This is a genomic window from Streptomyces sp. NPDC059477, from assembly GCF_042749375.1.
GTDB lineage: Bacteria > Actinomycetota > Actinomycetes > Streptomycetales > Streptomycetaceae > Streptomyces.
Map to the genome: position 1 here is coordinate 1 of NZ_JBHYUG010000004.1, position 22,875 is coordinate 22,875.

The window sequence follows — 22,875 nt, forward strand, 5'->3', positions numbered from 1 at the left end:
ATTTATTCTCTTGGGTCTTTTTTGGCCCTTTCCACGCGGCCTTTCGCCGTTCGCCCGCTCCGATGGTGCTGGCACGGCACCGACCCGCCCGTCCGCCGGGCGGCTCGGTGCCGTATTTGTTTTTCAGGGCACGTCTTTCAGGGCACGTCAGGGCATGCCTTGGACCGTCAGTCGGATTGCGTCAGCGCACGTTGACGTAGTCGCCCTCCGACACCGCCCCCGCCGTCGTGTCCGTGCCCGCGTACGACCAGCGGTAGGTGCCGTCCTGGAAGGCGCGGACCGTGGTGGACAGGGTGCCGTCGGCCGCGGTCTGGACGGTCTGGACCGTCTTGAACTCCTTGCAGCCCGCCTTGCGGAACTGGAGCTTCACCGGCTGCCCGGCCGCCACGCCGGTCTGCACGCCGGTCGCCCAGTCGGCCTGCTGCACGGCGCCCGTGACCGTCAGGGCGCGGCCCCACCGGACCGGCTCCGGCGTGGCGTCCACCGTCGCCTGGCTGGCGCGCTGCACCGAGAAGGCGGCGGCGGTGTCCCGGAACACGGCGTCGCTGTCGGGGGCGATCGCGAAGGCGCTCACCTGCCAGGTGCCGGCCTGCGAGGCGTCGGCCGGGGCGGTGCCCGGGGTGAGGGTGAAGGTCAGTGCGCACGTGGTGGTCGTGGCGGCCGTCGGACCGCAAGCGGCGTCCGAGGCCACGGTGGCGACGGGGGACTCGACCGAGCCGCGGTACAGGGTGGCGTTGATCTGCTCCAGGCCGGACGGGTCGGTCGCGGTGACCTCGACCGTGACGGTTCTCGCGCTCGTACCGACGACGACGGGCTGACCACCGTTGACGGTCACGCCGGTGATCTCGGTGTCGCCGAACTGCTCGTCCGCGTGCGCGGCCGGAACGGCGAGGGCGGACAGGGCGATGACGCCGCAGGCGGCGGCGACAGCGGAGCTCATGCGCATGAGAATTCCCCAATGTGAATGCACAGCGGCCCGGCACTAATCCCCCGGCGGGCCGAATTGACGTGGGCAGCGTACTCATTCCGTGGAGATTCCGGAATGTTTTCGTGTGGGTGATGAGGGAGGACTGTGGCTGGTTGTGGATTTCTTGGCGATGGAATGCGTATCGAATATCTGGTGGATTGATTCGGTGGAAAACCTAAGGGGAAATTCGGTCCAAATTTCAGCGGACCTGGCGCCCACCTACGCGTACTGCCGCCGGTCGGCCCGGGGGCAACGGGCCCTGTGCGGCGCCCACATGAACAAGGGGCAACTTTCGCGTGAAGCATGCCGGATACGGTTACCGAGGGCGATCGCATATCACTCCCGCCTCACTAGCCTGCGTGTGCCGCACGACCGTCGGCCCGGCGTTGACTCGTGCAGCTTCCTGACGTCGGGAAAAGTCGGGAACAGCCGGGAACAGGGGAACTCAGGGGTGGGGATGGATGGCGGGAAGAAAGGGCGGCGCTGCTGTGCCCGGCACGCGCTGTCACATAGACATCGGGGCAGACGGAACGTACGCCTGGCGTCTCACGGCGACGAACGGGCGGGTGATCGCCGTCACGGCGAGGACCTACCGGGACTACGCCGAGTGCCGTGCCGCGTTCGAGCGGCTGTGTCTGGACGTCGCGGATTTACCCGGGGCGGTGCATCACACCTCGGAGGGCAGCGGCTGGGTCTGGCGGCTGCGTGATCCGGTGGGCGGTGCGCTGGCCGTGTCCTCCCGCGCCTACGAACGGCACTCGACCTGTCAGGCCGCCTACGAGCGCTTCCGGGCGCTGCTGGGTGAGCTGGGCGCGAGCGGCCCCATCGCTTGGGACGACGTCGGGTAGGTACCAGGCCGCAAGCCACAGGTAGCAGGCCACAGGCCACAGGTAGCGGGTAGCAGGTAGTAGTCAGTAGGTAGCAGGTGGTGGGTAGGAGCGGGAGCTAGTCGCGGGGAGTGAGGGCCGGAGGCCGCCTGCAAGGGCGGGCTCCGGCCCTTCGTGTGTTCCGGCCGCGGTTCCTTCGACCGCTCCGCGGCTCCCCCCGCACGCCGCACGCATGCGCCGCGTTCACGTCAACACCCGAAGTTGCCCCTCGGAGTGGTCCAGTTCACTTTTAGGTGCGCAGGTGTCCATCCCGCCTCAGGAGCGTCGACTCATGTGACGACGCGAATGGATGAGCGACCGGTGGCGCGGGCGGACGAACCGCCCAGACGCCTGTACGTCGACCCCGGCGTGCCCGACCGGGTGTTCCGGGGGGTGCTGCGCGGCGCGGGCACCACGGTGCTCGCGATCATGCTGCTCGTCGGCGGGTTTCTGACGTACCGGGCCTGGCAGGCGCTGGAGGTGGCCCGGTGGAGCTTCGTCACCACCGAGGCGTGGGAGCCGGAGGGCCACCACTTCGGGATCGCCGCGGTGATGGTCGGCACCATCCTGATCGCGCTCGTCGCCATCGTCTTCGCGGTGCCGATGGCGCTCGGCACGGCGCTGTACATCTCCGAGTACGCGCCCGCCCGGATCAAGCAGACCCTGATCAGCGTGGTCGACCTGATGGCCGCCGTGCCGTCGGTGGTCTACGGGCTGTGGGGGCTGTTCTTCTTCCAGGGGCACGTGGTCACGGTGTCGCGGTGGATCTCGACGTACCTGGGCTGGATCCCGATCTTCAAGGTCGACGGCTCCGACCCGAACGACCCGCTGGCCACCGCGACCGTGTACACCTCGTCCACCTTCATCGCGGGCATGGTCGTCTCCCTGATGGTCGCGCCGATCATCTGCTCGGTGATGCGGGAGGTGTTCTCGCAGGCGCCGGTCGGTGAGCGCGAGGGCGCCTACGCGCTCGGCGCCCACCGCTGGGGGATGATCCGCAGCGTCGTCCTGCCGTTCGGCAAGGGCGGCATGATCGGCGGCACCATGCTGGGCCTGGGCCGGGCGCTCGGCGAGACCATCGCCGTCTACCTGATCATCTCGCCGGTCTTCGAGATCCAGCCGCACATCCTCCAGAACGGCACCAACTCGGTGTCCGCGCTGATCGCCCTGCGCTACGGCGAGGCCACCGAGTTCGGCATGTCCGCGCTGATGGCGGCCGGCCTCGCGCTCTTCCTGATGACCCTCGTCGTCAACTTCGCCGCGTCGTCGATCGTCGCCCGCAGCCGTTCCGGCGCGTCGAGCGACTCCTGAGGAGACCGAGCCAGATGACCGTCACCACGCCACAGAGCCCGCCGGGCGGCCAGGACGCGCAGGGCGCGCCCGGCCCCCGGGACGAGCCCGCCGGCAGAGCCCCGGCCGCCCCCACCGTGCTGCCCGCCCGCCGCCCCGGGGGCGGGCCCGCGCGCACCGAGTCGCGCCGCAATCTGGCCATCCTGCGCGCCACCGACGTCTACGCGCTGCTCGGCGCGGGCGCCGCCGCGGTGTGCGTCACCTGGCTGCTGTTCGACCGGCTGCTGCCCTTCAACGGGGCGCTGGGCTTCGTCGTCGTCGCGTATCTGCTCTTCATCGGCCTGTACGCGCTGCTGGTCTCCTTCGACGAGGACGGGCCCGCGGTACGTGACCGGGTGGCCGCCGCCGTCGTACAGAGTCTGGGCATCCTGATGCTGGCCGCGCTCGCCTTCGTGGTCGTCTACACGCTCTACGAGGGCCGTGAGGCGCTGCCGCACCTGAACTTCTACACCGAGTCGATGGCCGCCGCGGGTCCGCTGGAGCCGCTCGGGGTCGGCGGCATCCTGCACGCGATCGTCGGCACGCTGTGGCAGATCGGTATCGCGCTGGTGATCTGCATCCCGGCCGGGCTGGTGTGCGCGGTGTTCCTGAACGAGATCCCGGGCCGGTTCAGCCGGTTCGTGCGGACCATCGTCGAGGCGATGACCGCGCTGCCGTCCATCGTGGCCGGGCTGTTCATCTACGCGACCTTCATCCTGGCGCTCGGCTTCGACCGCTCCGGGCTCGCCGCCGCGCTCGCCATCTCCGTGATGATGCTGCCGATCATCATCCGCGCGGCGGACGTGGTGATCCGGCTGGTGCCCGGCACCCTGCGGGAGGCGTCGTACGCGCTGGGCACCTCGCGCTGGCGCACGGTCTGGCACGTGGTGCTGCCCACCTCGCGCTCCGGGCTGACCACGGCCGTCATCCTGGGCACCGCGCGCGGGGTCGGGGAGACCTCGCCGGTGCTGCTGACCGCCGGGTACACCGCCGAGCTGAACACCAATCCGCTCAAGGACCCGATGGTGTCCCTGCCGCTCGCCGCGTTCGAGCTGGTCAAGTCGCCCGAGGCCAGCTACATCGCCCGCGGGTTCGGCACGGCGGCCGTGCTGCTGCTGCTGGTCCTGATCCTGTTCGTGCTCGCCCGCTTCTTCGGCGGGCGCGGCCCCGGCCAGCTGACCCGCCGTCAGGAGCACCGCCGGGTACGGGCGTCCCGGCGCGACGCCCAGCGCTTCGACCGGCAGGCCCGCGCCCGCGCCACCGACCACGCCCAGGCACCCTCCGTACCGCCGTTCCCCGGCGGCACCGCACCGACGAGGAGCACCCCGTGATGTCCCCGACCGTCCGACATCCACGCGCGTTGCGTGTGTACCAGGCGCTGGCGGTGTTCACCGCCCTGCTGTGCGCGCTGCTGGCGCTCAACCCGCCCGACGCCCAGGCCGCGACGTACACCAAGATCAGCGGCTCGGGATCGACCTGGAGCGCCAACGCCATCGAGCAGTGGCGGCGCAATGTCCGTCAGCAGGGCATGACGGTGAACTACTCCTCGGTCGGCTCGACCATCGGCCGCAACCAGTTCCGGGACGGCACCTCCGACTTCGGGGTCTCCGAGATCCCCTACGGCCTCACCGACCTCGGCAACACCGACGCCCCGCCCTCGCGCGAGTACGCCTACATGCCGATCGTCGCCGGTGGTACGGCCTTCATGTACAACCTGAAGATCGGCGGGAAGACCGTCACCAATCTGCGGCTGTCCGGCGAGGTCCTCACCAAGATCTTCACCGGCAGGATCACGATGTGGAACTCGCCCGAGATCAAGGCCGACAACCCCAAACTGACCCTGCCCGCCCGCAGGATCGTGCCCGTCGTGCGCTCCGACGGCTCGGGCACCACCGCGCAGTTCACGCAGTGGATGTCCAAGGAACACGGCTCGCTGTGGAACGACTACTGCGGGCGCGCGGGCAAGCCCACGCCCTGCGGTCTGACCTCGTACTTCCCGAACATCCCCGGCTCCGGCTTCGTCTCCCAGTCCACCTCGCTCGGCGTCGCGGGCTACACCCGCCAGCCGCAGGCCGAGGGCGCGATCACCTACGTCGAGTACTCGTACGCGCGCAATGCCGAATTCCCGGTGGCCAAGCTGCTCAACGAGTCCGGGTACTACGTCGAGCCGACCGCGTCCAGCGTGGCCGTGGCGCTCACCGAGGCGAAGATCAACAACGATCCGCGCTCGGCGAACTATCTGACCCAGAACCTGGACAGTGTCTATTCCTTCGACGACCGGCGGACCTACCCGCTCTCCAGCTACAGCTACATGATCGTCCCGACCAAGGAGGAGATGGGCTTCACCGAGGCCAAGGGCCGCACGCTGAGCGCCTTCACCACCTACTTCCTGTGCGAGGGCCAGCAGCAGGCGGACCGGCTCGGCTACTCGCCGCTGCCGAAGAACCTGGTGGAAGCCGGGATGGAACAGACCCGGAAGATCCCGGGCGCCGAGACCGCCGGCATCGACATCGACAAGTGCAACAACCCGACCTTCTCCGGTGGCAGGAACACACTGATCGAGGAGGCGCCCTATCCGCCCGCGTGCGACAAGCAGGGCAGCGACCAGTGCGCGACCGGGACGGGCGGGGCCACGGAGCCGACGGACACCTCGTCCGGCGGCACGACGACCGGCGGCAGCGGCTCCAGCACCGGCGGCTCGTCCACCTCGACCGGCGGCTCCGCCACGACCGGCGGTACGTCGGCGACCGGCGGGGACTCCGGCACCGGCGACTCGGGCGGCACGACGGGTGACGCCGACGGCGGCACGGACGGCACGACCGGCGGTACGGAGGGGAGCACCGGCGGCACCGAAGGCACGGTCGTCGACCCCGACACCGGTGAGGTGATCAGCGGCGAGCAGGCGGCCGGGGACAGCTCGGTGGTGGCGTCGCCGGTGTCACTGGGCACGGGGGACTCCCCGGGGCTGCGTACGGCACTGATGGCGCTGTCGGCCGTACTGCTGGTCGGCGTGGTCGTCGGACCGCCCGCGGTGGCCCGCGCGATGGCGGGCCGGGCCCGGCGCAGGGGGCGGTCGTGATGAGTGGCGCGACGGACACGGCGGGCGCCGCGGGCATGGCGGGCGCCGAGCACGCCGCAGGCTTGACCGGCCTTCTGGCGCGGCGCCGGCCGCGGCTGCTGGTCGCGGTGGGGCTGCTGGTGACGGCGGTGGTCGTCGCGCTGCTGCCGCTGCCTCCGGCGGGCTCGGCGGCCGTGGCGGCGGAGACGTCCTCGGCGGTGACGAAGTCGGGGACCAAGGGGAAGTACGACGACTTCTCCGATCTGAAAGTGACGGTGGACCAGACGGAGGGGCTGCGCTCGCAGGGCGTGCGGGTCAGCTGGGAGGGCGGGGAGCCGACCCAGTCGATCAGCTCCTTCGGGTTCGACTACCTCCAGATCATGCAGTGCTGGGGCGACGAGGCGGACGGGCCGTCGCGGGAGCAGTGCGTGTACGGGAGCGGGGCCGCGCCGCTCGGCGGCTGGACCAGCACCCGCTCGGTCGCCAGCACCGGCCCGACCGGTGACCCGGCCGAGACCCAGTACACCGGCGGCTCGAACTTCGTGCCGTTCCGCCCGGCCAACGGCGAGGATCCGACGAAGAAGGCGGACGACTACACGTACTACGGGCCGCTGGACACCAACGAGCAGCCGGCCAACCGGACCTTCGCCAACGGCACCGGCGAAGCGGTGTTCGCGGTGCAGGACGGGGTCGAGGCCGACTATCTGGGCTGCGGGGTGAACACGGCGCCGGAGGGCAGCACGCCCACGCCGCGCAAGTGCTGGCTGGTGGTCGTGCCGCGTGGCAACCACCAGCCGGACGGCGCCGAGATCACCGGTCAGGGCACGCTCGTCACCTCGCCGCTGTCCGCCACCAACTGGGCCCAGCGGATCGTCTTCCCCCTGGACTTCCTCCAGGTCGACCAGTTCTGCCCGGCGGGGCAGGCCGAGCGGCCGATGATCGGCTCCGAGCTGGTGACGGACGCGGTCACCTCGTGGCAGCCCGAGCTGTGCACGTCCACGGACAGCACGTTCGGCTTCACCACGGCCGCCGAGGGGCTGGCCAGGGAACAGGTGCAGGGCACGACGGCCGAACTGCCCACGCTGGGCTTCACCGTCGATCCCGTGCCGCAGGCGGAGGGCGGCCCGGCGGTGGTGCACGCGCCCGTCGCGGTGTCCGCGCTCGCCTTCGCCTTCTTCGTCGAGGGACCGAACGGCGCGGCAACGGAGATGAAACTGACCCCGCGGCTCGTCGCCAAGATGCTCACCCACTCGTACCGCAACGACGTCGCGTTGATGCCCGCGCCGGAACACATCGAAGGCAATCCGCTCGACTACACGGCCGACCCGGAATTCATGGAACTCAATCCGGATTTCCCGGACGTCGCCGGCTCGCCGATGAGTCTTGTGGTGCCCATCGGGAACTCGGACACCAGCCGGGTGGTGTGGAACTGGCTCCAGGCGGACCAGGAGGCCCGTGAATTCCTCGCGGGCGAGCCCGACCCCAGCGGAATGAAGGTGAACCCCTATTTCCAGGAACTGGAAATCGACAAGAACACCGCGCTGAACGAATACCCCAAGGTGGATCCGACGAGGGGGATCGCCCAGGGATTCGGGGGTGAGCTGCCGTACACCATCATGGATCTGGCGCCCTACTCGGCCGACCTGCACGACGGTGCCCTACGCGCGCGGCGCGGCAACAACAACCGGACCATCCAGTACGCGCAGGCCGACGGGATCAGTCTCGCCCGGCTGGTCAACGACCCGCCGTGGCCCGGCAACCGCGCGGTGATGGCGATCGTCGACGTCGCCTCCGCGGATCGCTACGGGCTGCCCGTGGCGAGCCTGCGCAACGCCGACGGCACCTTCGTCCAGCCGTCCGTCAGCACCTTGCTGTCGGCGGTCGACACCATGCAGCCCTCGGCCGCCGACCCCGCTGTGCTCGCGCCGGACCCGTCCCGCGCGAAGGGCGAGGCGTATCCGCTCACGGCGGTGGCCTACGCGGCGGCCTCCGTGGACCAGGACGCCGCGGCCCGCGAGGCGTACGCCGAGTTCATCCGGTACGCCGCGGGGCCGGGGCAGACGCCCGGACTGTCCGCGGGGGAGCTGCCCAACGGCTACGCCCCGCTGCCCGCGGACCTGCGGACCCAGGCGTCGGCCGCGGCCGACGACCTGGAGCGCGGAGCCGTCTCCGACGACCCCTCGGGCACACCGGACCCGGACGACCCCGGTGACCCGGGGTCATCCGGGTCCGGCGGCACGGGAGCGGACTCCGTCGGTGGCACCGGCACCGACACCGGCGACGGAGCCGCCGCCGCGGCGGGCGGCGCGGCCGGAGACGGCACCACGGACGACCCGTCGGCCGCCGCCTCGGCAGCGGCCGGTGAGTCGGCCTCGCCCTCCTCGGGGCCGCAGCAGAACGTGGCCGATGCCCAGGGCGGATTCACTCCCGGTGAGATTCTGGGGATTATCCGCTGGGTTCTTCTCGTCGTTCTCATTCTCGGCGGATCCGCCGCGCTTTCGGGTCCGGTAATGCTGCGTCTCGCCCATCGCCGGAGTCCATAACAGGCCGCTCGGGGCCTCATTCGAGTCACCCCGGACCCCATAGGAGACACCTAGGAAGCCTCCCCGTAACCTTTCCCTCGCTGGGAATTGGTGGCCTCCGCTGCGGAATCTTGGAAATGTATGCGGTGGCCGGTCGACGGGTCGGCAGCAGGAAAATCCGGATTCAGCTTGAACGTCCAGTCTTCTTGAACGTCCAGTCTTCGAAATCCGAAACAGGGAGATCAGAAGTGAACGTCAAGTCTCGCGCCAAGGTCGGTGCCGCGGTTCTCGGTGCCGCCGCCATCGGTGTCGGCGTCCTGTCCACCCCGGCGTCCGCGGACTACCCCACCCCGCCCTTCCGTCCGCTGGCCGGTGTCGGCTCCGACACCACGCAGTACGCGCTGAACGGCCTTGGCGACGTCGTGCTCGACACCAGCGGCAACAAGCTCATCGGCTCCTGGAACGCCACGGGCTCCGCCACGATCACGCCCAAGGACGGCACCGTCGCCGCCACCGCCCACTGCGCGGGCATCAACCGTCCCAACGGTTCCTCGGCGGGCATCGACAGACTCATCCTCGATGTCAACAACACCGCCCAGGCCGACTGTGTGGACTTCGCCCGCTCCTCGCGCGGCCCGTCCACCGCGGGTACGAACCTGACCTTCATCCCGTTCGGCAAGGACGCCGTCACCTACGCGACGGACCTCGGCAGCACCCTGCCGACCAACCTGACCGCCACGCAGCTCCAGTCCATCTACCGCAACTGCACCTTCGTGGACGCGGGTGTCACCAAGACCGTGTCGAAGGCGCTGCTGCCGCAGGCCGGTTCGGGCACCCGCACCTACTGGCTCTCGTCCATCGGCGTCACCGAGGCGGAGATCACCACCGCCAAGGCGGCCGGCTGCGTGGACGACAGCGTGCAGGAGCACGACGGCATCGCCATCGCCAACGGCACGCAGATCATGCCGTACTCGGTCGCCCAGTGGCTCGCCCAGGGCAAGGGCTTCGCGGACGTCCCGAACCGCCGCGGCGAGTCCCGGCTGCGCAACATCGCGGGCGTGGCCCCGACCACGGGCACCGGCACGGCGATCGCGCTGAACCCGAACTTCACCTTCGCCCGTGACGTCTACAACGTCGTCCCGACCGCGAAGCTCACCGACCCGTCCATCGCGCGTGCCTTCGTCGGCGCGTCCTCCCAGGTCTGCCTGAACATCGCCACCACCAAGAACTACGGCTTCGGTGACCTGAGCGCCGACACCGCCCCGTCCAGCTGCGGTGACACCACCACCACCGGCAACCGGTAGGCAGTGCGCGTCATCCGACCCCTCGCGTGACGGCCGGGCACCCACCAGGTGCCCGGCCCCACGCGCTGTTCCCGTTTCCGTCCCCACCACTACTTCCACCTCTACCACTACAACGTCCCCCGGGGGGCTCCACACATGTCAGTGCTCCAACCCTTCCGAAGAGCAGCCGCGATCCTGGCCGCCTGCGCCGTGCTGGCCGCGGGCGTGGTGGCCCTGGTCGCAGCCCAGTCCCAGCCCGCCCGGGCGGCGTCCATCGGTGAGTTCACCCTGGCGTCGGGCGGCAACCTGGACGACCCCGAGCCGATCGGCGCGACCCTCGGGATCCCCGGCGCCTGCCCCGACGTCACCATCGAGGACATCAACTGGAACACCTACCTCAACGTCTACGTCGTCAAGGCGGACGGCGTCGAGGAGACGGTCCTGAAGGCCGTCGGCAACGCCGGTCCCTACACCCAGGCGACGCCGGCGATATCCCTCACCGCCGCCGACAATCCCGGTCTGGAGGCCAGGAGTCTCGCCGACATCATCTCCGGCGACGGCACCTACGAGCTGCGGGTCTACTGCGTCGACAACTACGACCTGGCCAAGCCGCCCGGGGAGTTCGTGCCGGGCAACCCGTACTGGTCCCAGAAGATCACCGTCACCGGTGACACCTGGGTGCAGGGCGAGGGCGCGGAGGCGACCACCACCCAGCTGGCCGTGGACACCGGCAACGTCGAGCCCGGACAGACGGTGAAGCTGACCGCGACCGTCACCCCGGCCGAAGCCGTCGGCAGTGTGACCTTCCGGGACGGGGAGACCTCGCTCGGCCAGGCCGCCGTGACGGACGGGAAGGCCGAGTTCACCACGCCCGCGCTGGCGGAGGGGGATCACGACTTCACCGCCGCGTTCGTCCCGGCGAACACCGCCGAGTGGGGCGCCTCGGTGTCCGAGCCGCTGCGGCTGAACGTCCTGCCGGTCGGGTCGGAACTCCAGGACGCCCAGGGCCAGCGGCTGCCGGGCAACCCGCGGCTGGAGCGCGGCCAGCAGGTCAAGCTGGTGGTCCGCCGCTGCGAGCCGGGCACGGCCCTCTCCCTGACCCTGGGCCGCAACGACACGGAGTTCCCCGACGCCACCGCCGACGCCGACGGCACCGCGACCTGGGCCACGCTCACGATCCCCGAGGACGCGGTCGCCGGGAACAACGCCCTGATCTGGAGCCCGGCGTGCGACGGCGAAAGCCAGATCCCCTTCACCCTCGACGAGCCCTCCGGCACCCCGAGCCCCTCCGACGACCCGTCCGGTGACCCCTCCGACGACCCGACGGACGATCCCTCCGACGACCCGTCCGACGACCCGTCCGGTGACCCGACGGACGACCCGACCGGCGACAGCTCCGGTACGACGTCCGGCTCCACCGGCGGCGACACCACCACGGGCGGCACCACCGGGTCCACCGGGTCCACCGGCTCCACCACGGGCGGCGGACTCGCCTCCACCGGCTCCCAGATCGCGCTGTTCTCCGGGATCGGCGCCATCGTCCTGGTCGCGGCCGGCATCTTCGCGGTGCGCTTCGGCCGCCGCAACGGCCTGCTGGACTTCGGCCGGTCGCACGCCTGAGACACCCCGTCCGACGGCACCTCGCCCAGGGCCTCGCGCCTGACGGCACACCGCCCCAGGGCGCCCGGAGCGCGGGCGGCGGGCCCCCACCCCGCCGCCCGTGCACCGGTGTCTCCGCTGTCCATGACCCCGTACCCATCGCCACCCCACTCGCCACCACCCGCCACCACCTCACAGGAGCGCTCCCCGTGACCGTGCTGTCCCCGCCCCCGCCGGCCGTGGCGCCGCCGGCTCCGGCGCCCCCGCCCGAGCCCGCGCCCGACAGCGGGCCGCCACCCGGTGAACGCACCGGGTTCGCGTTCGCCGGGGCCGCCCTGTGCCTGCTCGCCGCCCTGCTGCTCGGCTTCGCCGCCAACCTCACGCTCGTGGGCCACCTCCAGCACACCCGCGACCAGCAGACGGCGTACGACGAGTTCCGCCGCCAGCTCGCCCTCGGTATCGCCCCCGTGGGGCAGCAGACCTACGAAGGCGATCTGCTGACGCCCGGCGCCCCGGTGGCCCTGCTGCGCATTCCCGTGCTCGGCCTGGAGGAGATCGTCGCCGAAGGCACCACCTCCGGCGTGCTGATGTCGGGCCCCGGCCACCGCCGGGACACCCCGCTGCCGGGACAGCCCGGGACCAGCGTGCTCATGGGCCGCCAGTGGGGATACGGCAGCCCGTTCAACGATCTGCACCAGCTGCCGCCCGGCACCGAGATCCGGGTGACCACGGGACAGGGCACGGCGACCTACGAGGTGACGGCCCTGCGCCGGGAGGGCGACCCGCTGCCGCCCACCCTCAAGGAGGGCGAGGGACGGCTCACCCTCATCACCGCCGAGGGCGGCCCGTACACCCCCTCCGGCACTCTCCGTGTCGACGCCGAACTGACCAGCGACGCCCAGCCCGCGCCGCCGCGCCCGCTGGCGTCCGGCTGGATCGACGACTCCGAGCAGGTCATGGGCACCGAGAACGCCGCCTGGCTGCCGGTCTTCCTGTGGTCGCAGGGACTGCTGATCGCCGCCCTGCTCACCATGGCCGCCCACCGCGCCTGGGGCCGCTGGCAGACCTGGGTCGCCGGGGTGCCCGTCCTGGCCGCGTTCGGCCTCGCCGTCTCCGGCGCCGCCACCCGCCTGCTGCCCAACCTGCTCTGATCCACGAGGAGTCCAGCCCATGTCCGACACGACCGACACGAGCGCCACGCCCGGCCCGGCCACGACGAGCGCCGCCCCCGGCCCGACGGGGACCGGCGCGACGGCCGAGACCACCCTCGTCGACGAGATCCTCGACCCGACGCAGAAGCTGGCGGCCGTACGGCCCCGCAAGGCGGGCGCGGCGACGGCCGAGAGCGACCCCGCCACGCTGGAGGCCGACGCGATCTCGGCGTGGTTCGGCAACCACAAGGTCCTGGAGCAGGTGTCGCTGACCATGCCCGCCCGTGAGGTGACGGCGCTGATCGGCCCGTCCGGCTGCGGCAAGTCCACCTTCCTGCGGATCCTCAACCGCATGCACGAACTCGTCGGCTCGGCGGCGCTCTCCGGCCGCGTCCTGCTGGACGGCGACGACATCTACGACCGGGGCCGCCGCATCACCCACGCCCGCCGGAACATCGGCATGGTCTTCCAGAAGCCCAACCCGTTCCCCGCCATGACGATCTACGACAACGTCACCGCCGGCCTCAAGCTCAGCGGCGTCAGGGCGGGCCGCGCGGACAAGGACTGGCTGGTCGAGGAGTGCCTGACCAAGGCCGGACTGTGGAAAGAGGTCCGCGACCGGCTCCGGCAGCCCGGCGGCGCGCTCTCCGGCGGCCAGCAGCAGCGGCTGTGCATCGCCCGGTCCCTGGCGGTACGGCCCCGGGTGCTGCTGATGGACGAGCCCTGCTCGGCGCTCGACCCCACCTCGACCCGCCGCATCGAGGAGACCATCCACGAGCTGAAGTCCGAGGTGACCATCGTCATCGTCACCCACAACATGCAGCAGGCCGCCCGCGTCTCCGACCAGTGCGCCTTCTTCCTCGCCGAACAGGGCACCCCCGGCGTGATCGTGGAGCACGGCGGCACCGACGCGATGTTCCACAGCCCGCAGGACCCCAGAACGACGGACTACGTCAACGGACGCTTCGGCTGAGCCCAGGACGATGTCCGGCCAGCGACCCGCTCCACCCGACCCGGCCCTCACCAGGAGGTCGCACATGAACGCCACCTCGCACACCGCCGCGCCCGCCACTTCGCACACCACTTCTCACACCCCTGCTCACACCGCTTCCCACCCGGGCAGGAGAGCCACCGGAACCGCCGCCAGAGCCACCCTCACCCTCCTGAGCGCCCTGGCCCTGGGCCTCGGCGCCCTCGCCGCCCCCGCGTCCGCCGACCACCCGACGCCCCCGTACCGTCCGCTCGCCGGGGTCGGCTCCGACACCACGCAGGACGTCATGAACGGGCTCGGCGAGGTCGCCGTGGACGTGAGCGGCAACAAACTGCTCGGTTCGTGGAACGCCACCGGCACCCCGACGATCACCACCAAGGACCCGGCGCTGTACCCGAACTGCCAGAACATCCCCCGCCCCAACGGCACCTCACCCGGCGTCAGCCGACTCGTCACCGACCTGAACAACCCCCTGCCCGACTGCGCCGACTACGCCCGCGCCACCTACCGCCCGCCCGCCCCCAGCCCTCAGCTGACCTACATCCCCTTCGCCAAGGACGCCCTCACCTATGTGACCGACCTGGGCAGCACCCTGCCCACCAACCTGACCATCGCCCAACTCGCCTCCATCTACCGCACCTGCACCTTCGTGGACGGGGGCGTCACCCGCACGGTCTCGCGGGCGCTGCTGCCGCCCGCCGACGCGGGCAGCTTCAACTCCTGGCTCCAGTTCATCGGCGTCACCGAACAGCAGATCGCCCTCGCCAAGGCCAACGGCTGCGTCCACGACGTCCAGCCCAACGACGGCACCGCCGTCCTCAGCGGCACCGAGATCATGCCGTTCTCCGTCGCCCAGTGGATCGGCCAGGGCAAGGGGCTCCCCAACGTGGTCAACCGGCGTGGCGAGACCCGGCTGCGCTCCATCGCCTCGGTCCTCCCGACCACCGGCTCGGGCACCACCCTCGCCCTCAACGTCACTTTCCCCTTCGCCCGCGACGTCTACAACGTCGTCGCCACCTCCCGGCTCGGCGAGGCGGGCATCTCGCGCGCGTTCGTCGGCGCGTCGTCCCAGGTCTGCCTGAACATCGCCACCATCAAGAACTACGGCTTCGGCGACCTCGGCGCGGACGCCCAGCCGAGCAGTTGCGGCGTCTACTGACGCAACCGCCCCCGGACCCTAGGTGTTCACCTCCTCTTCTCCCCTCGGAGTCGGCCAGGCGCCCCCGCGCCGGGAGGTGGCGCCTAGCGTCGGGTGGGGAGAGCGGGGCTGGTGAGACGGACCCCGTGTGCCGGACCTGTGTGCCGGATCCCGTGTCGTGGATCCCCTGTGCCGGATCCTTTGTGCCGCGTACGCCCGGATGTCAGGAGTGACCCCATGCCCCGTCCGCTGTCCGGACCCCTGCGCCGGGTGAGCGCGCGGCTGCGCACCAGGCGTGGCCTGCGCGCGGCGTGTGCCGCCACGGTCGCCACCGCCACCGCGGCCCTGCTCACCGCCGGTTCCCAGGCGCCGGGAGCCGCCGGTGCCGCCCCGGCCGTGCGGGACGACGGCGTGAGCGTGCCCGGCGGATTCGTCCCGCAGGACGCCGAGCTGCCCCTCGTTCCGTCGCAGGGCGATGACTCCTACCACATCGAACTCCCGCCCCTGAAGGACGTGGCGGCGCTGGAGCGGACGGGAGGCGAACCGGCCACCGCCACCGAGCCCACCGGACCCGCCACGCCTGCCGCGCTCACCGCGCTCACCGAGGAACGCACGGCCGCCGAGGCCGGGTTGCCCGCCACCGTGTTCGACGCCTACCAGCGCGCGGAGACCTCCGTCGGCCGTACGGACCCGTCCTGCCGTCTGGACTGGGAACTGCTCGCCGCCATCGGCAAGGTCGAGTCCGGACACGCGAGCGGCGGCGCGGTGGACGCCGACGGCGACACCCTCACCCGGATCACCGGCCCCGCCCTCGACGGCAACGGCTTCGCGCTGATCCTGGACAGCGAGGGCGGGGCGTGGGACGGGGACCCGGTGTACGACCGGGCCGTCGGGCCGATGCAGTTCCTGCCGACCACCTGGAAGTCCTGGGGCGCCGACGGCAACGGCGACGGCACGTCCGACCCGAACAACATCTACGACGCCGCCCTCGCCGCCGGTCACTACCTGTGCGCCGGTGACCGGGACCTGGGCACGGCGGACGGCCTGGAACGGGCGATCCTCAGCTACAACTACTCCCGCGACTACCTCGACCTCGTGCTCGGCTGGCGGCAGTTCTATCTGAACGGCGTGCACACCGTCCCCGACGGCACCGCCGTCGTCCCGGTCAGCCCCGGCGCGGGCAGCGACACCCCGGCCACCCGGCCGGTCCCCGGGGGCGGGACGGGCGACGCCCCGGACACGGACGACGGCCGGGGCGAAGGCGAAGTCGTCGACGGCGACGACGGCGTACCCGCGCCGCCCCGCCCGGTGACCCCCTCGCCCGTCGACCCCACCCGGCCGCCCAGCACCCCCACCCCGACGCCCAGCCCCACCGCGACGACCGCCGAACCGACCCCGACCCCGAGCCCGACGCCCACCGAGACGTCCCCGGAGCCCGAGCCCACCCCGTCGGTCACCCCGGACCCCGAGCCGTCCACCGAGGACCCGACGGACCCGGTCGAAACACCGACCCCGACGCCGACGCCCACCCCGACCGAGACCCCGGAGCCCACACCCACGGACACCCAGGCCCCGGCCCCGACCGAGGAGCCGGAACTGGAACCGGAAGGGGAGCCGACGACGACCGGCTGACGCCCGGGGGAACCGGCCCGTCGGATGATGGCCCGTCAGATACCGGCCGCCGCCGCCAGATCCCGCTTGATCTCCGCCAGCCGCTCCGCCGCCCGCGCCCGCGCCTTGGGCAGGTCGGCGGGTGAGCCGACCGGCTCCACGACCTCCAGGTAGCACTTCAGCTTGGGCTCGGTGCCGCTCGGGCGGACGATCACCCGGGCGCCGTCCAGGGTGTAGCGCAGCCCGTCGGTCGGCGGCAGCCGGTCCGTGCCCTCGGCCAGATCCTCCGCCGCGACGACCGCCAGGCCCGCCAGCCGGGCCGGCGGTCGCTCGCGCAGGCGGCGCATCGCGTCGGCGATCACCGTCAGGTCCGCCACCCGCACCGACAGCTGATCGGTGGCGTGCAGTCCGTGCGTCACGGCGAGGTCGTCCAGCAGGTCGGTCAGCCCGCGCCCCTGTTCCTTCAGCTCCGACGCCAGTTCGGCGATGAGCAGCGCGGCCGTGATGCCGTCCTTGTCGCGGACGCCGTCGGGGTCCACGCAGTAGCCGAGGGCCTCCTCGTAGCCGTAGCGCAGACCGTCGACACGCGCGATCCACTTGAACCCGGTGAGGGTCTCCTCGTACGGCAGTCCCGCCTTCTCGGCGATCCGGCCCAGCAGGGAGGAGGAGACGATCGACTCGGCGAACGTGCCGCGCGCCCCGCGCCGCACCAGGTGCGCGGCGAGCAGCGCGCCCACCTCGTCGCCGCGCAGCATCCGCCAGCCGCCGTCGCCGTCGGGCACGGCCACCGCGCAGCGGTCGGCGTCCGGGTCGTTGGCGATCACCAGGTCCGGCGCGGCCTCGCGGGCGGTGGCGAAGGCCAGGTCCATCGCCCCGGGCTCCTCCGGGTTGGGGAACGCCACGGTCGGGAACGCCGGGTCGGGCTCGGCCTGCTCGGCGACCAGCACCGGCGCGGGGAAACCGGCCCGCGCGAACGCCGCGAGCAGGGTCTCCGTACCGACCCCGTGCATCGCCGTGTAGACGGTCCGGGCGGTACGCGGGGACCCGGCCGCCAGCACCGCGTCCGTACGGGCGAGATACGCCTCCAGCACCGCGTCCCCGAGCACCTCCCACCCGTCCGGCGGACGGGGTACGTCGGCCAGCGCGGCGACCGCCTCGATCTCGGCGGCGATCTCCGCGTCCGCCGGGGGCACGATCTGCGAGCCGTCGCCCAGGTACACCTTGTAGCCGTTGTCGCGGGGCGGATTGTGGCTCGCGGTGACCTCCACGCCCGCGACCGCGCCGAGCCGCCGGACCGCGAAGGCGAGCACCGGGGTGGGCAGCGGGCGGGGCAGCACGGCGGCCCGCAGGCCCGCGCCGGTCATCACGGCGGCGGTGTCCCGCGCGAAGTCGGCCGACCGGTACCGGGCGTCGTACCCGATGACGACGAGTCCGCCCGCGTGCCCCTGCCGCTTCAGATGGGCGGCGAGTCCGGCGGCGGCGCGGATCACCACCGCGCGGTTCATCCGCATCGGGCCCGCGCCCAGCTCACCGCGGAGCCCGGCGGTGCCGAACTGGAGGGTGCCGGCGAACCGGTCGGCCAGCTCGGCGCGGTCCCCGGACCCGATGAGCCGGGCCAGTTCCGCGCGGGTCTCGGGGTCGGGGTCCTCGGCCAGCCACGCCTCGGCCCGTGCGAGGAGATCGTCGTACACGCTCGGTCAACCTCTCTTCGGCTGTTCTTCGGCTCTTCTTCGACGGACGGTCCCGCGAAGTGCGCTGTGGTTCCGCCGCTCAGATCCTGCCGAGGACCTGCGTCAGCAGCGAACCCATCCGGGCCGCCGAGTCCCGCCCGGCCTGGAGGACCTCCTCGTGATTCAGCGGCTCGCCGGTCATCCCGGCGGCGAGATTGGTCACCAGGGAGATGCCGAGCACCTCGGCACCGGCCTCGCGGGCCGCGATCGCCTCCAGGACGGTCGACATGCCGACCAGGTCCGCGCCGATCACCCGGGCCATCCGGATCTCGGCCGGGGTCTCGTAGTGCGGGCCGGGGAACTGCGCGTACACGCCCTCTTCGAGGCTCGGGTCGATCTCCTTGCACAGGGCGCGCAACCGCGGTGAGTACAGGTCGGTGAGGTCGACGAAGTTGGCGCCGACGATGGGGGAGGTGGCGGTGAGGTTGATGTGGTCGCTGATCAGCACCGGCTGACCGGGACGCATGCCCTCGCGCAGTCCGCCGCAGCCGTTGGTCAGGACGACGGTCTTGCAGCCGGCGGCCACCGCGGTCCGTACGCCGTGCGCCACGGAGGCCACTCCGCGGCCCTCGTAGTAGTGGGTGCGGCCGAGGAAGACCAGGGCGCGCTTGTCACCGACCGGGTACGAGCGGACCGTGCCGCCGTGCCCGGCGACCGCGGGCGACGGGAACCCGGGCAGCTCGGTGACCGGGAACTCGGCGTCGGCGGCGCCCAGGGCGTCGACGGCCGGCGCCCAGCCGGAGCCCATCACGAGAGCGACGTCGTGGGACTCGGCGCCGGTCAGTTCGCGCAGCCGCGCGGCGGCGGCGTCGGCGGCGGCGTACGGGTCGCCCTGGAGGTCGTCCGGAAGAAGAGATGCGTTCACGCGCATGAGGGTAGCCGGTCATGGCCTACGCGCGTAGATGACGGAGCGTACGGGATGCCGATCGTTGCCTTGTCGTTTCTTACGAGAGCGGCCCCGGGGGCAGCCCCGAGAGCGGCCCGGGAACGGGTCGTCACTCCTCGGTGACGAAGACGTCCTTGTTGTTGAAGACCTCGACGATGAAGATCAGCAGCCGTCCCATGCTGACGCTGTACTCGACCAGGATGTTCTGCGTCAGGAGGATCGTCCGGTCGTCGCCCGTGGCGCTTATGGGCCGGGAGAGTGCCGGGAACGGGTCACGGGCGAGGAGCGACATGCCCTTGTCGAAGGCGTTGCGCTGCCGCTCGTCCAGCCGGTCACGGGCCACGGCGGCCTGCTCGGTGAAGTAGATCTGATAGGTGCGCGAGCCGGTCATGCGCCAAGTCTAGGAGCGATCCCCGCCGGGTCTCAGCACGGCCGCTTGCGCAGTTCCATCACATAGTCGTGGGGGGCTCCCGCCGATTCCGCCGCGTCGGCCAGTTCGCCCAGGTAGCGGGCGGAGGGGAGGCCGCCCTCGTAGGCGTTGAGGACATAGGTCCAGGCGGACTCCTCACCCTCAAGGGTGTGGGCGCGCACCCGGGTGCGGCGGTAGATGTCGAGGCCCGCGCCCTCCCAGCGGTCCAGGGCGTCCTCGTCCATCGGCGCCACGTCGTACAGCGCCACGAACACCTGGGCGAGGGGGTCCTCGACGATGGTCGCGATGGCGCCCTCCCAGCCGAGGTGCTCGCCGCCGAAGGTGAGCCGCCAGCCGTTCAGCCAGCCGGTGGCGCGCAGCGGTGAATGGGGGGCGCGGCGGGACATCAGCCGCGCTTCGAGGTTGCTGGCGTACGCGGCATAGAGCGACATGCGACGAGGGTACGGCAGCCGGATCGGCCGCCCCTCCCGTCACAGCGGCCGTCAGCGTGCCCGCCCCGGTGACCGCCCCTCTGGCCGCCCCATGGCCGTCGCTGCGGCCGTCACCGCGGCCGTCCCTGTGTGTCCGGGGCCACCCGGGGCGATACCACCCTGAGGTGTGCGGGACAATGCGTACGTGACTCGGATCGTGATTATCGGCGGCGGACCCGGCGGATACGAAGCGGCACTGACCGCCGCGCAGCTCGGCGCGGAGGTGACCGTGGTCGACTGCGACGGCCTGGGCGGGGCGTCGGTGCTCACCGACTGCGTCCCGTCCAAGACGCTCATCGCCACGGCCGAGGTGATGACCACCTTCGACTCCTCCTACGAGGAGCTGGGGATCATCGTCGCGGACGACACCCCGCACATCGAGCAGGCCGCCCGGGTCGTGGGGGTGGACCTCGGCAAGGTCAACCGGCGCGTCAAGCGGCTCGCGCTCGCGCAGTCGCACGACATCACCGCCTCCGTCACCCGCGCGGGCGCCCGGGTGCTGCGCGGCCGGGGCCGCCTGGAGGGCATGCAGGCCCTCGACGGCTCCCGCAAGGTCGTGGTGCGCGCGGCCGACGGCAGCGAGGAGACCCTCGACGCCGACGCCGTGCTGATCGCCACCGGCGGCCACCCGCGCGAGCTGCCCGACGCCCAGCCCGACGGCGAGCGCATCCTGAACTGGACCCAGGTCTACGACCTGACCGAGCTGCCCGAAGAGCTGATCGTGGTCGGCTCCGGCGTCACCGGCGCCGAGTTCGCGGGCGCCTACCAGGCGCTGGGCTCCGACGTCACCCTCGTCTCCTCCCGCGACCGGGTGCTGCCCGGCGAGGACCCGGACGCCGCCGCCGTCCTGGAGGACGTCTTCCGCCGCCGCGGCATGAACGTCATGGCCCGCTCCCGCGCCGCCTCCGCCAAGCGCGTCGGCGACCGCGTCGAGGTCGCCCTCGCCGACGGCCGGGTGATCAGCGGCAGCCACTGCCTGATGGCGGTCGGCGCCATCCCGAACTCCGCGGGCATGGGCCTGGAGGAGGCGGGCGTCAAGCTCACCGAGTCCGGTCACATCTGGACCGACAGGGTGTCCCGCACCACCGCGCCGGGCGTGTACGCCGCCGGTGACGTCACCGGCATCTTCGCCCTCGCCTCCGTCGCCGCCATGCAGGGCCGGATCGCCATGTACCACTTCCTCGGCGACGCGGTGACCCCGCTCAACCTCAAGGCCGTCTCCTCCAACGTCTTCACCGACCCGGAGATCGCCACCGTCGGCTACACCCAGGCCGACGTGGACGCCGGGGTCATCGAGGCCCGCGCGGTCAAGCTGCCGCTGCTGCGCAACCCGCGCGCCAAGATGCAGGGCATCCGGGACGGCTTCGTCAAGATCTTCTGCCGCCCCGGCACCGAGATCGTGGTCGGCGGTGTGGTCGTCGCACCGCGCGCCTCGGAATTGATCCACCCCATCTCGATCGCCGTCGACAACAACCTGACGGTCGAACAGATCGCGAACGCCTTCACCGTGTATCCCTCCCTCTCGGGATCGATCGCCGAGGTGGCCCGGCAATTGCACACACGCAAAGCGACCGGCGAGGGCTGAGACCCGCTCCCGACTCCCCGCTGGTCACAGGGAGTTGCCGCCCGGCGGTGCCCGTGCACCTGGCATAGGCACCAGGAGTAGGCTCCTATACCACTTCCAGCACTCGCGTACGAACAACTTCTGTTATTCGGCGCAAACTGCTGAAAGCAGATGGTCGTTGGGGTTACTGTCAGTTTCGTGTTCGCTGCAGAACGTCGCCAATTGATCCTCGAAATGGTGCGAGCAAACGGAGCCGTGTCGCTCCGGGAGCTGGCCCGCGTCGTCCAGACCTCAGAAGTGACCGTACGGCGGGACGTGCGCGCACTGGAGGCAGAAGGACTCCTCGACCGCCGGCACGGCGGTGCGGTACTGCCGGGCGGATTCACGCGGGAGTCCGGCTTTCCGCAGAAGTCACATCTCGCGACCGCCGAGAAGACGGCCATCGCCGATCTCGCCGCCAGTTTCGTCCAGGAGGGCGAGGCCATCGTGGTCGGGGCCGGTACCACCACCCAGGAGCTGGCCCGCCGGCTCGCCCGGGTGCCGGGACTGACCGTCGTCACCAACTCCCTGCTGGTCGCCCAGGCCCTCGCCCACGCCAATCGGGTCGAGGTCGTGATGACCGGCGGAACCCTCCGCGGCTCCAACTACGCCCTCGTCGGGTCCGGGGCCGAACAGTCCCTCCAGGGCCTGCGGGTGTCCCGCGCCTTCCTCTCCGGCAGCGGGCTGACCGCCGAACGCGGGCTGTCCACGTCCAACATGCTCTCCGCCTCCGTGGACCGGGCCCTGGTGCAGGCCGCCTCCGAGGTCGTGGTCCTCGCCGACCACACCAAGCTCGGCACCGACACCATGTTCCAGACCGTCCCCACGGACATCATCACCCGGCTGGTCACCGACGAGCCCCCGGCCCACGACGACCGTGCGGCCACCGAATTGCAGGCCCTCGCCGACCAGGGCGTCCAGATCGCCGTGGCCGGCACCTCGGGCGGCCCGTCGGGAAACGCGGGGGGTGACTCCGCCCCGGCCCGCCCGGCCCGCCGGGATGTGCGGGACGTCCCCCTGCCCGGCCCCCGCCGGGGCGTCCCCGCCGGCACCTCGCTGCGCGGCCCCGCCACGGTCCTGGGGGAACAGTCCCCGGGGACGGAGCGGGCCCGCGTCGCGGACCTGCGGCGACGCTGAAGGGGGGGGGCGACCCCCCCGCCCCCCCGCCCCCCCCACCCCGCTGGAGACCCGCGGGAGGGCGGTGGATCGCCGGAGGTGGGGGCGGGGGGGGGTGGTGCGCC

General features: G+C 71.8%; 18 protein-coding genes. 13 read left to right on the forward strand and 5 right to left on the reverse strand.

Annotation, left to right across the window (positions count from 1 at the left end; translation table 11 throughout):
* Window positions 1–181 precede the first annotated feature (181 nt).
* Window positions 182–940 (reverse strand): DUF5707 domain-containing protein, encoded by a 759-nt coding sequence (locus ACFXAZ_RS02855; protein ID WP_384584081.1) that lies wholly within the window; start codon window positions 938–940, stop codon window positions 182–184.
* Between the two features lie 593 nt (window positions 941–1,533).
* On the opposite strand from ACFXAZ_RS02855, the gene ACFXAZ_RS02860 reads away from it, so the two are divergent.
* The 11 genes from ACFXAZ_RS02860 to ACFXAZ_RS02910 all read left to right on the forward strand — a co-directional run bounded on the left by ACFXAZ_RS02860 (window position 1,534) and on the right by ACFXAZ_RS02910 (window position 16,536).
* Window positions 1,534–1,815: a hypothetical protein gene (locus ACFXAZ_RS02860; RefSeq protein ID WP_384584084.1), complete on the forward strand. Its 282-nt coding sequence runs from the start codon at window positions 1,534–1,536 to the stop codon at window positions 1,813–1,815.
* 324 nt (window positions 1,816–2,139) lie between these two features.
* On the forward strand, window positions 2,140–3,144 hold the full coding sequence (gene pstC, locus ACFXAZ_RS02865) for a phosphate ABC transporter permease subunit PstC (RefSeq protein WP_384584087.1): 1,005 nt from the start codon (window positions 2,140–2,142) through the stop codon (window positions 3,142–3,144).
* A gap of 14 nt (window positions 3,145–3,158) precedes the next feature.
* On the forward strand, window positions 3,159–4,493 hold the full coding sequence (pstA, locus tag ACFXAZ_RS02870; protein ID WP_384584090.1) for a phosphate ABC transporter permease PstA: 1,335 nt from the start codon (window positions 3,159–3,161) through the stop codon (window positions 4,491–4,493).
* Window positions 4,493–6,241 (forward strand): phosphate ABC transporter substrate-binding protein PstS, encoded by a 1,749-nt coding sequence (gene pstS / locus ACFXAZ_RS02875; protein WP_384584093.1) that lies wholly within the window; start codon window positions 4,493–4,495, stop codon window positions 6,239–6,241. The genes pstA and pstS overlap by 1 nt, the downstream gene beginning before the upstream one ends.
* On the forward strand, window positions 6,241–8,763 hold the full coding sequence (locus ACFXAZ_RS02880) for a hypothetical protein (RefSeq protein ID WP_384584096.1): 2,523 nt from the start codon (window positions 6,241–6,243) through the stop codon (window positions 8,761–8,763). Before pstS ends, ACFXAZ_RS02880 begins: the two co-directional genes overlap by 1 nt.
* Window positions 8,764–8,990: 227 nt before the next feature.
* The gene (locus ACFXAZ_RS02885; RefSeq protein ID WP_384584099.1) at window positions 8,991–10,046 is read left to right on the forward strand and encodes a hypothetical protein; all 1,056 of its coding nucleotides are present in this window, start codon (window positions 8,991–8,993) and stop codon (window positions 10,044–10,046) included.
* Between the two features lie 135 nt (window positions 10,047–10,181).
* The gene (locus ACFXAZ_RS02890; RefSeq protein WP_384584103.1) at window positions 10,182–11,645 is read left to right on the forward strand and encodes an Ig-like domain-containing protein; all 1,464 of its coding nucleotides are present in this window, start codon (window positions 10,182–10,184) and stop codon (window positions 11,643–11,645) included.
* A 188-nt stretch (window positions 11,646–11,833) separates the two neighbouring features.
* Window positions 11,834–12,775 (forward strand): sortase, encoded by a 942-nt coding sequence (locus ACFXAZ_RS02895; protein ID WP_384584106.1) that lies wholly within the window; start codon window positions 11,834–11,836, stop codon window positions 12,773–12,775.
* Window positions 12,776–12,794: 19 nt separating this feature from the next.
* Window positions 12,795–13,748: a phosphate ABC transporter ATP-binding protein gene (locus tag ACFXAZ_RS02900; protein ID WP_384584109.1), complete on the forward strand. Its 954-nt coding sequence runs from the start codon at window positions 12,795–12,797 to the stop codon at window positions 13,746–13,748.
* Between the two features lie 64 nt (window positions 13,749–13,812).
* Window positions 13,813–14,925: a hypothetical protein gene (locus ACFXAZ_RS02905; RefSeq protein WP_384584112.1), complete on the forward strand. Its 1,113-nt coding sequence runs from the start codon at window positions 13,813–13,815 to the stop codon at window positions 14,923–14,925.
* A gap of 216 nt (window positions 14,926–15,141) precedes the next feature.
* The gene (locus ACFXAZ_RS02910) at window positions 15,142–16,536 is read left to right on the forward strand and encodes a lytic transglycosylase domain-containing protein (protein ID WP_384584115.1); all 1,395 of its coding nucleotides are present in this window, start codon (window positions 15,142–15,144) and stop codon (window positions 16,534–16,536) included.
* 35 nt (window positions 16,537–16,571) lie between these two features.
* On the opposite strand, the gene ACFXAZ_RS02915 is transcribed toward ACFXAZ_RS02910, so the two are convergent.
* The 4 genes from ACFXAZ_RS02915 to ACFXAZ_RS02930 form a co-directional block, all read right to left on the reverse strand.
* On the reverse strand, window positions 16,572–18,206 hold the full coding sequence (locus ACFXAZ_RS02915) for a phospho-sugar mutase (RefSeq protein WP_384584119.1): 1,635 nt from the start codon (window positions 18,204–18,206) through the stop codon (window positions 16,572–16,574).
* 79 nt (window positions 18,207–18,285) lie between these two features.
* Window positions 18,286–19,110: a purine-nucleoside phosphorylase gene (locus ACFXAZ_RS02920; RefSeq protein WP_384584122.1), complete on the reverse strand. Its 825-nt coding sequence runs from the start codon at window positions 19,108–19,110 to the stop codon at window positions 18,286–18,288.
* A gap of 130 nt (window positions 19,111–19,240) precedes the next feature.
* Window positions 19,241–19,522, reverse strand: coding sequence for a hypothetical protein (locus ACFXAZ_RS02925; RefSeq protein ID WP_384584125.1), 282 nt, complete (start codon window positions 19,520–19,522; stop codon window positions 19,241–19,243).
* A 32-nt stretch (window positions 19,523–19,554) separates the two neighbouring features.
* On the reverse strand, window positions 19,555–19,992 hold the full coding sequence (locus ACFXAZ_RS02930; protein ID WP_382680584.1) for a gamma-glutamylcyclotransferase: 438 nt from the start codon (window positions 19,990–19,992) through the stop codon (window positions 19,555–19,557).
* 184 nt (window positions 19,993–20,176) lie between these two features.
* Between ACFXAZ_RS02930 and ACFXAZ_RS02935 the strand changes: the two genes are divergently transcribed.
* Window positions 20,177–21,616, forward strand: a complete 1,440-nt coding sequence (locus ACFXAZ_RS02935) for an NAD(P)H-quinone dehydrogenase (RefSeq protein WP_384584129.1) — start codon at window positions 20,177–20,179, stop codon at window positions 21,614–21,616.
* A 150-nt stretch (window positions 21,617–21,766) separates the two neighbouring features.
* The gene (locus ACFXAZ_RS02940; RefSeq protein ID WP_384584132.1) at window positions 21,767–22,771 is read left to right on the forward strand and encodes a DeoR/GlpR family DNA-binding transcription regulator; all 1,005 of its coding nucleotides are present in this window, start codon (window positions 21,767–21,769) and stop codon (window positions 22,769–22,771) included.
* The last annotated feature ends 104 nt before the right edge of the window (window positions 22,772–22,875 follow it).

Coding starts and splice junctions, on each gene's coding strand:
- ACFXAZ_RS02855 (WP_384584081.1), bottom strand. CDS start 940: ATGAGCTCCGCTGTCGCCGCCGCCTGCGGCGTCATCGCCCTGTCCGCC.
- pstC (WP_384584087.1), top strand. CDS start 2,140: ATGGATGAGCGACCGGTGGCGCGGGCGGACGAACCGCCCAGACGCCTG.
- pstA (WP_384584090.1), top strand. CDS start 3,159: ATGACCGTCACCACGCCACAGAGCCCGCCGGGCGGCCAGGACGCGCAG.
- pstS (WP_384584093.1), top strand. CDS start 4,493: ATGTCCCCGACCGTCCGACATCCACGCGCGTTGCGTGTGTACCAGGCG.
- ACFXAZ_RS02880 (WP_384584096.1), top strand. CDS start 6,241: ATGAGTGGCGCGACGGACACGGCGGGCGCCGCGGGCATGGCGGGCGCC.
- ACFXAZ_RS02890 (WP_384584103.1), top strand. CDS start 10,182: ATGTCAGTGCTCCAACCCTTCCGAAGAGCAGCCGCGATCCTGGCCGCC.
- ACFXAZ_RS02900 (WP_384584109.1), top strand. CDS start 12,795: ATGTCCGACACGACCGACACGAGCGCCACGCCCGGCCCGGCCACGACG.
- ACFXAZ_RS02905 (WP_384584112.1), top strand. CDS start 13,813: ATGAACGCCACCTCGCACACCGCCGCGCCCGCCACTTCGCACACCACT.
- ACFXAZ_RS02910 (WP_384584115.1), top strand. CDS start 15,142: ATGCCCCGTCCGCTGTCCGGACCCCTGCGCCGGGTGAGCGCGCGGCTG.
- ACFXAZ_RS02925 (WP_384584125.1), bottom strand. CDS start 19,522: ATGACCGGCTCGCGCACCTATCAGATCTACTTCACCGAGCAGGCCGCC.
- ACFXAZ_RS02930 (WP_382680584.1), bottom strand. CDS start 19,992: ATGTCGCTCTATGCCGCGTACGCCAGCAACCTCGAAGCGCGGCTGATG.
- ACFXAZ_RS02940 (WP_384584132.1), top strand. CDS start 21,767: ATGGTCGTTGGGGTTACTGTCAGTTTCGTGTTCGCTGCAGAACGTCGC.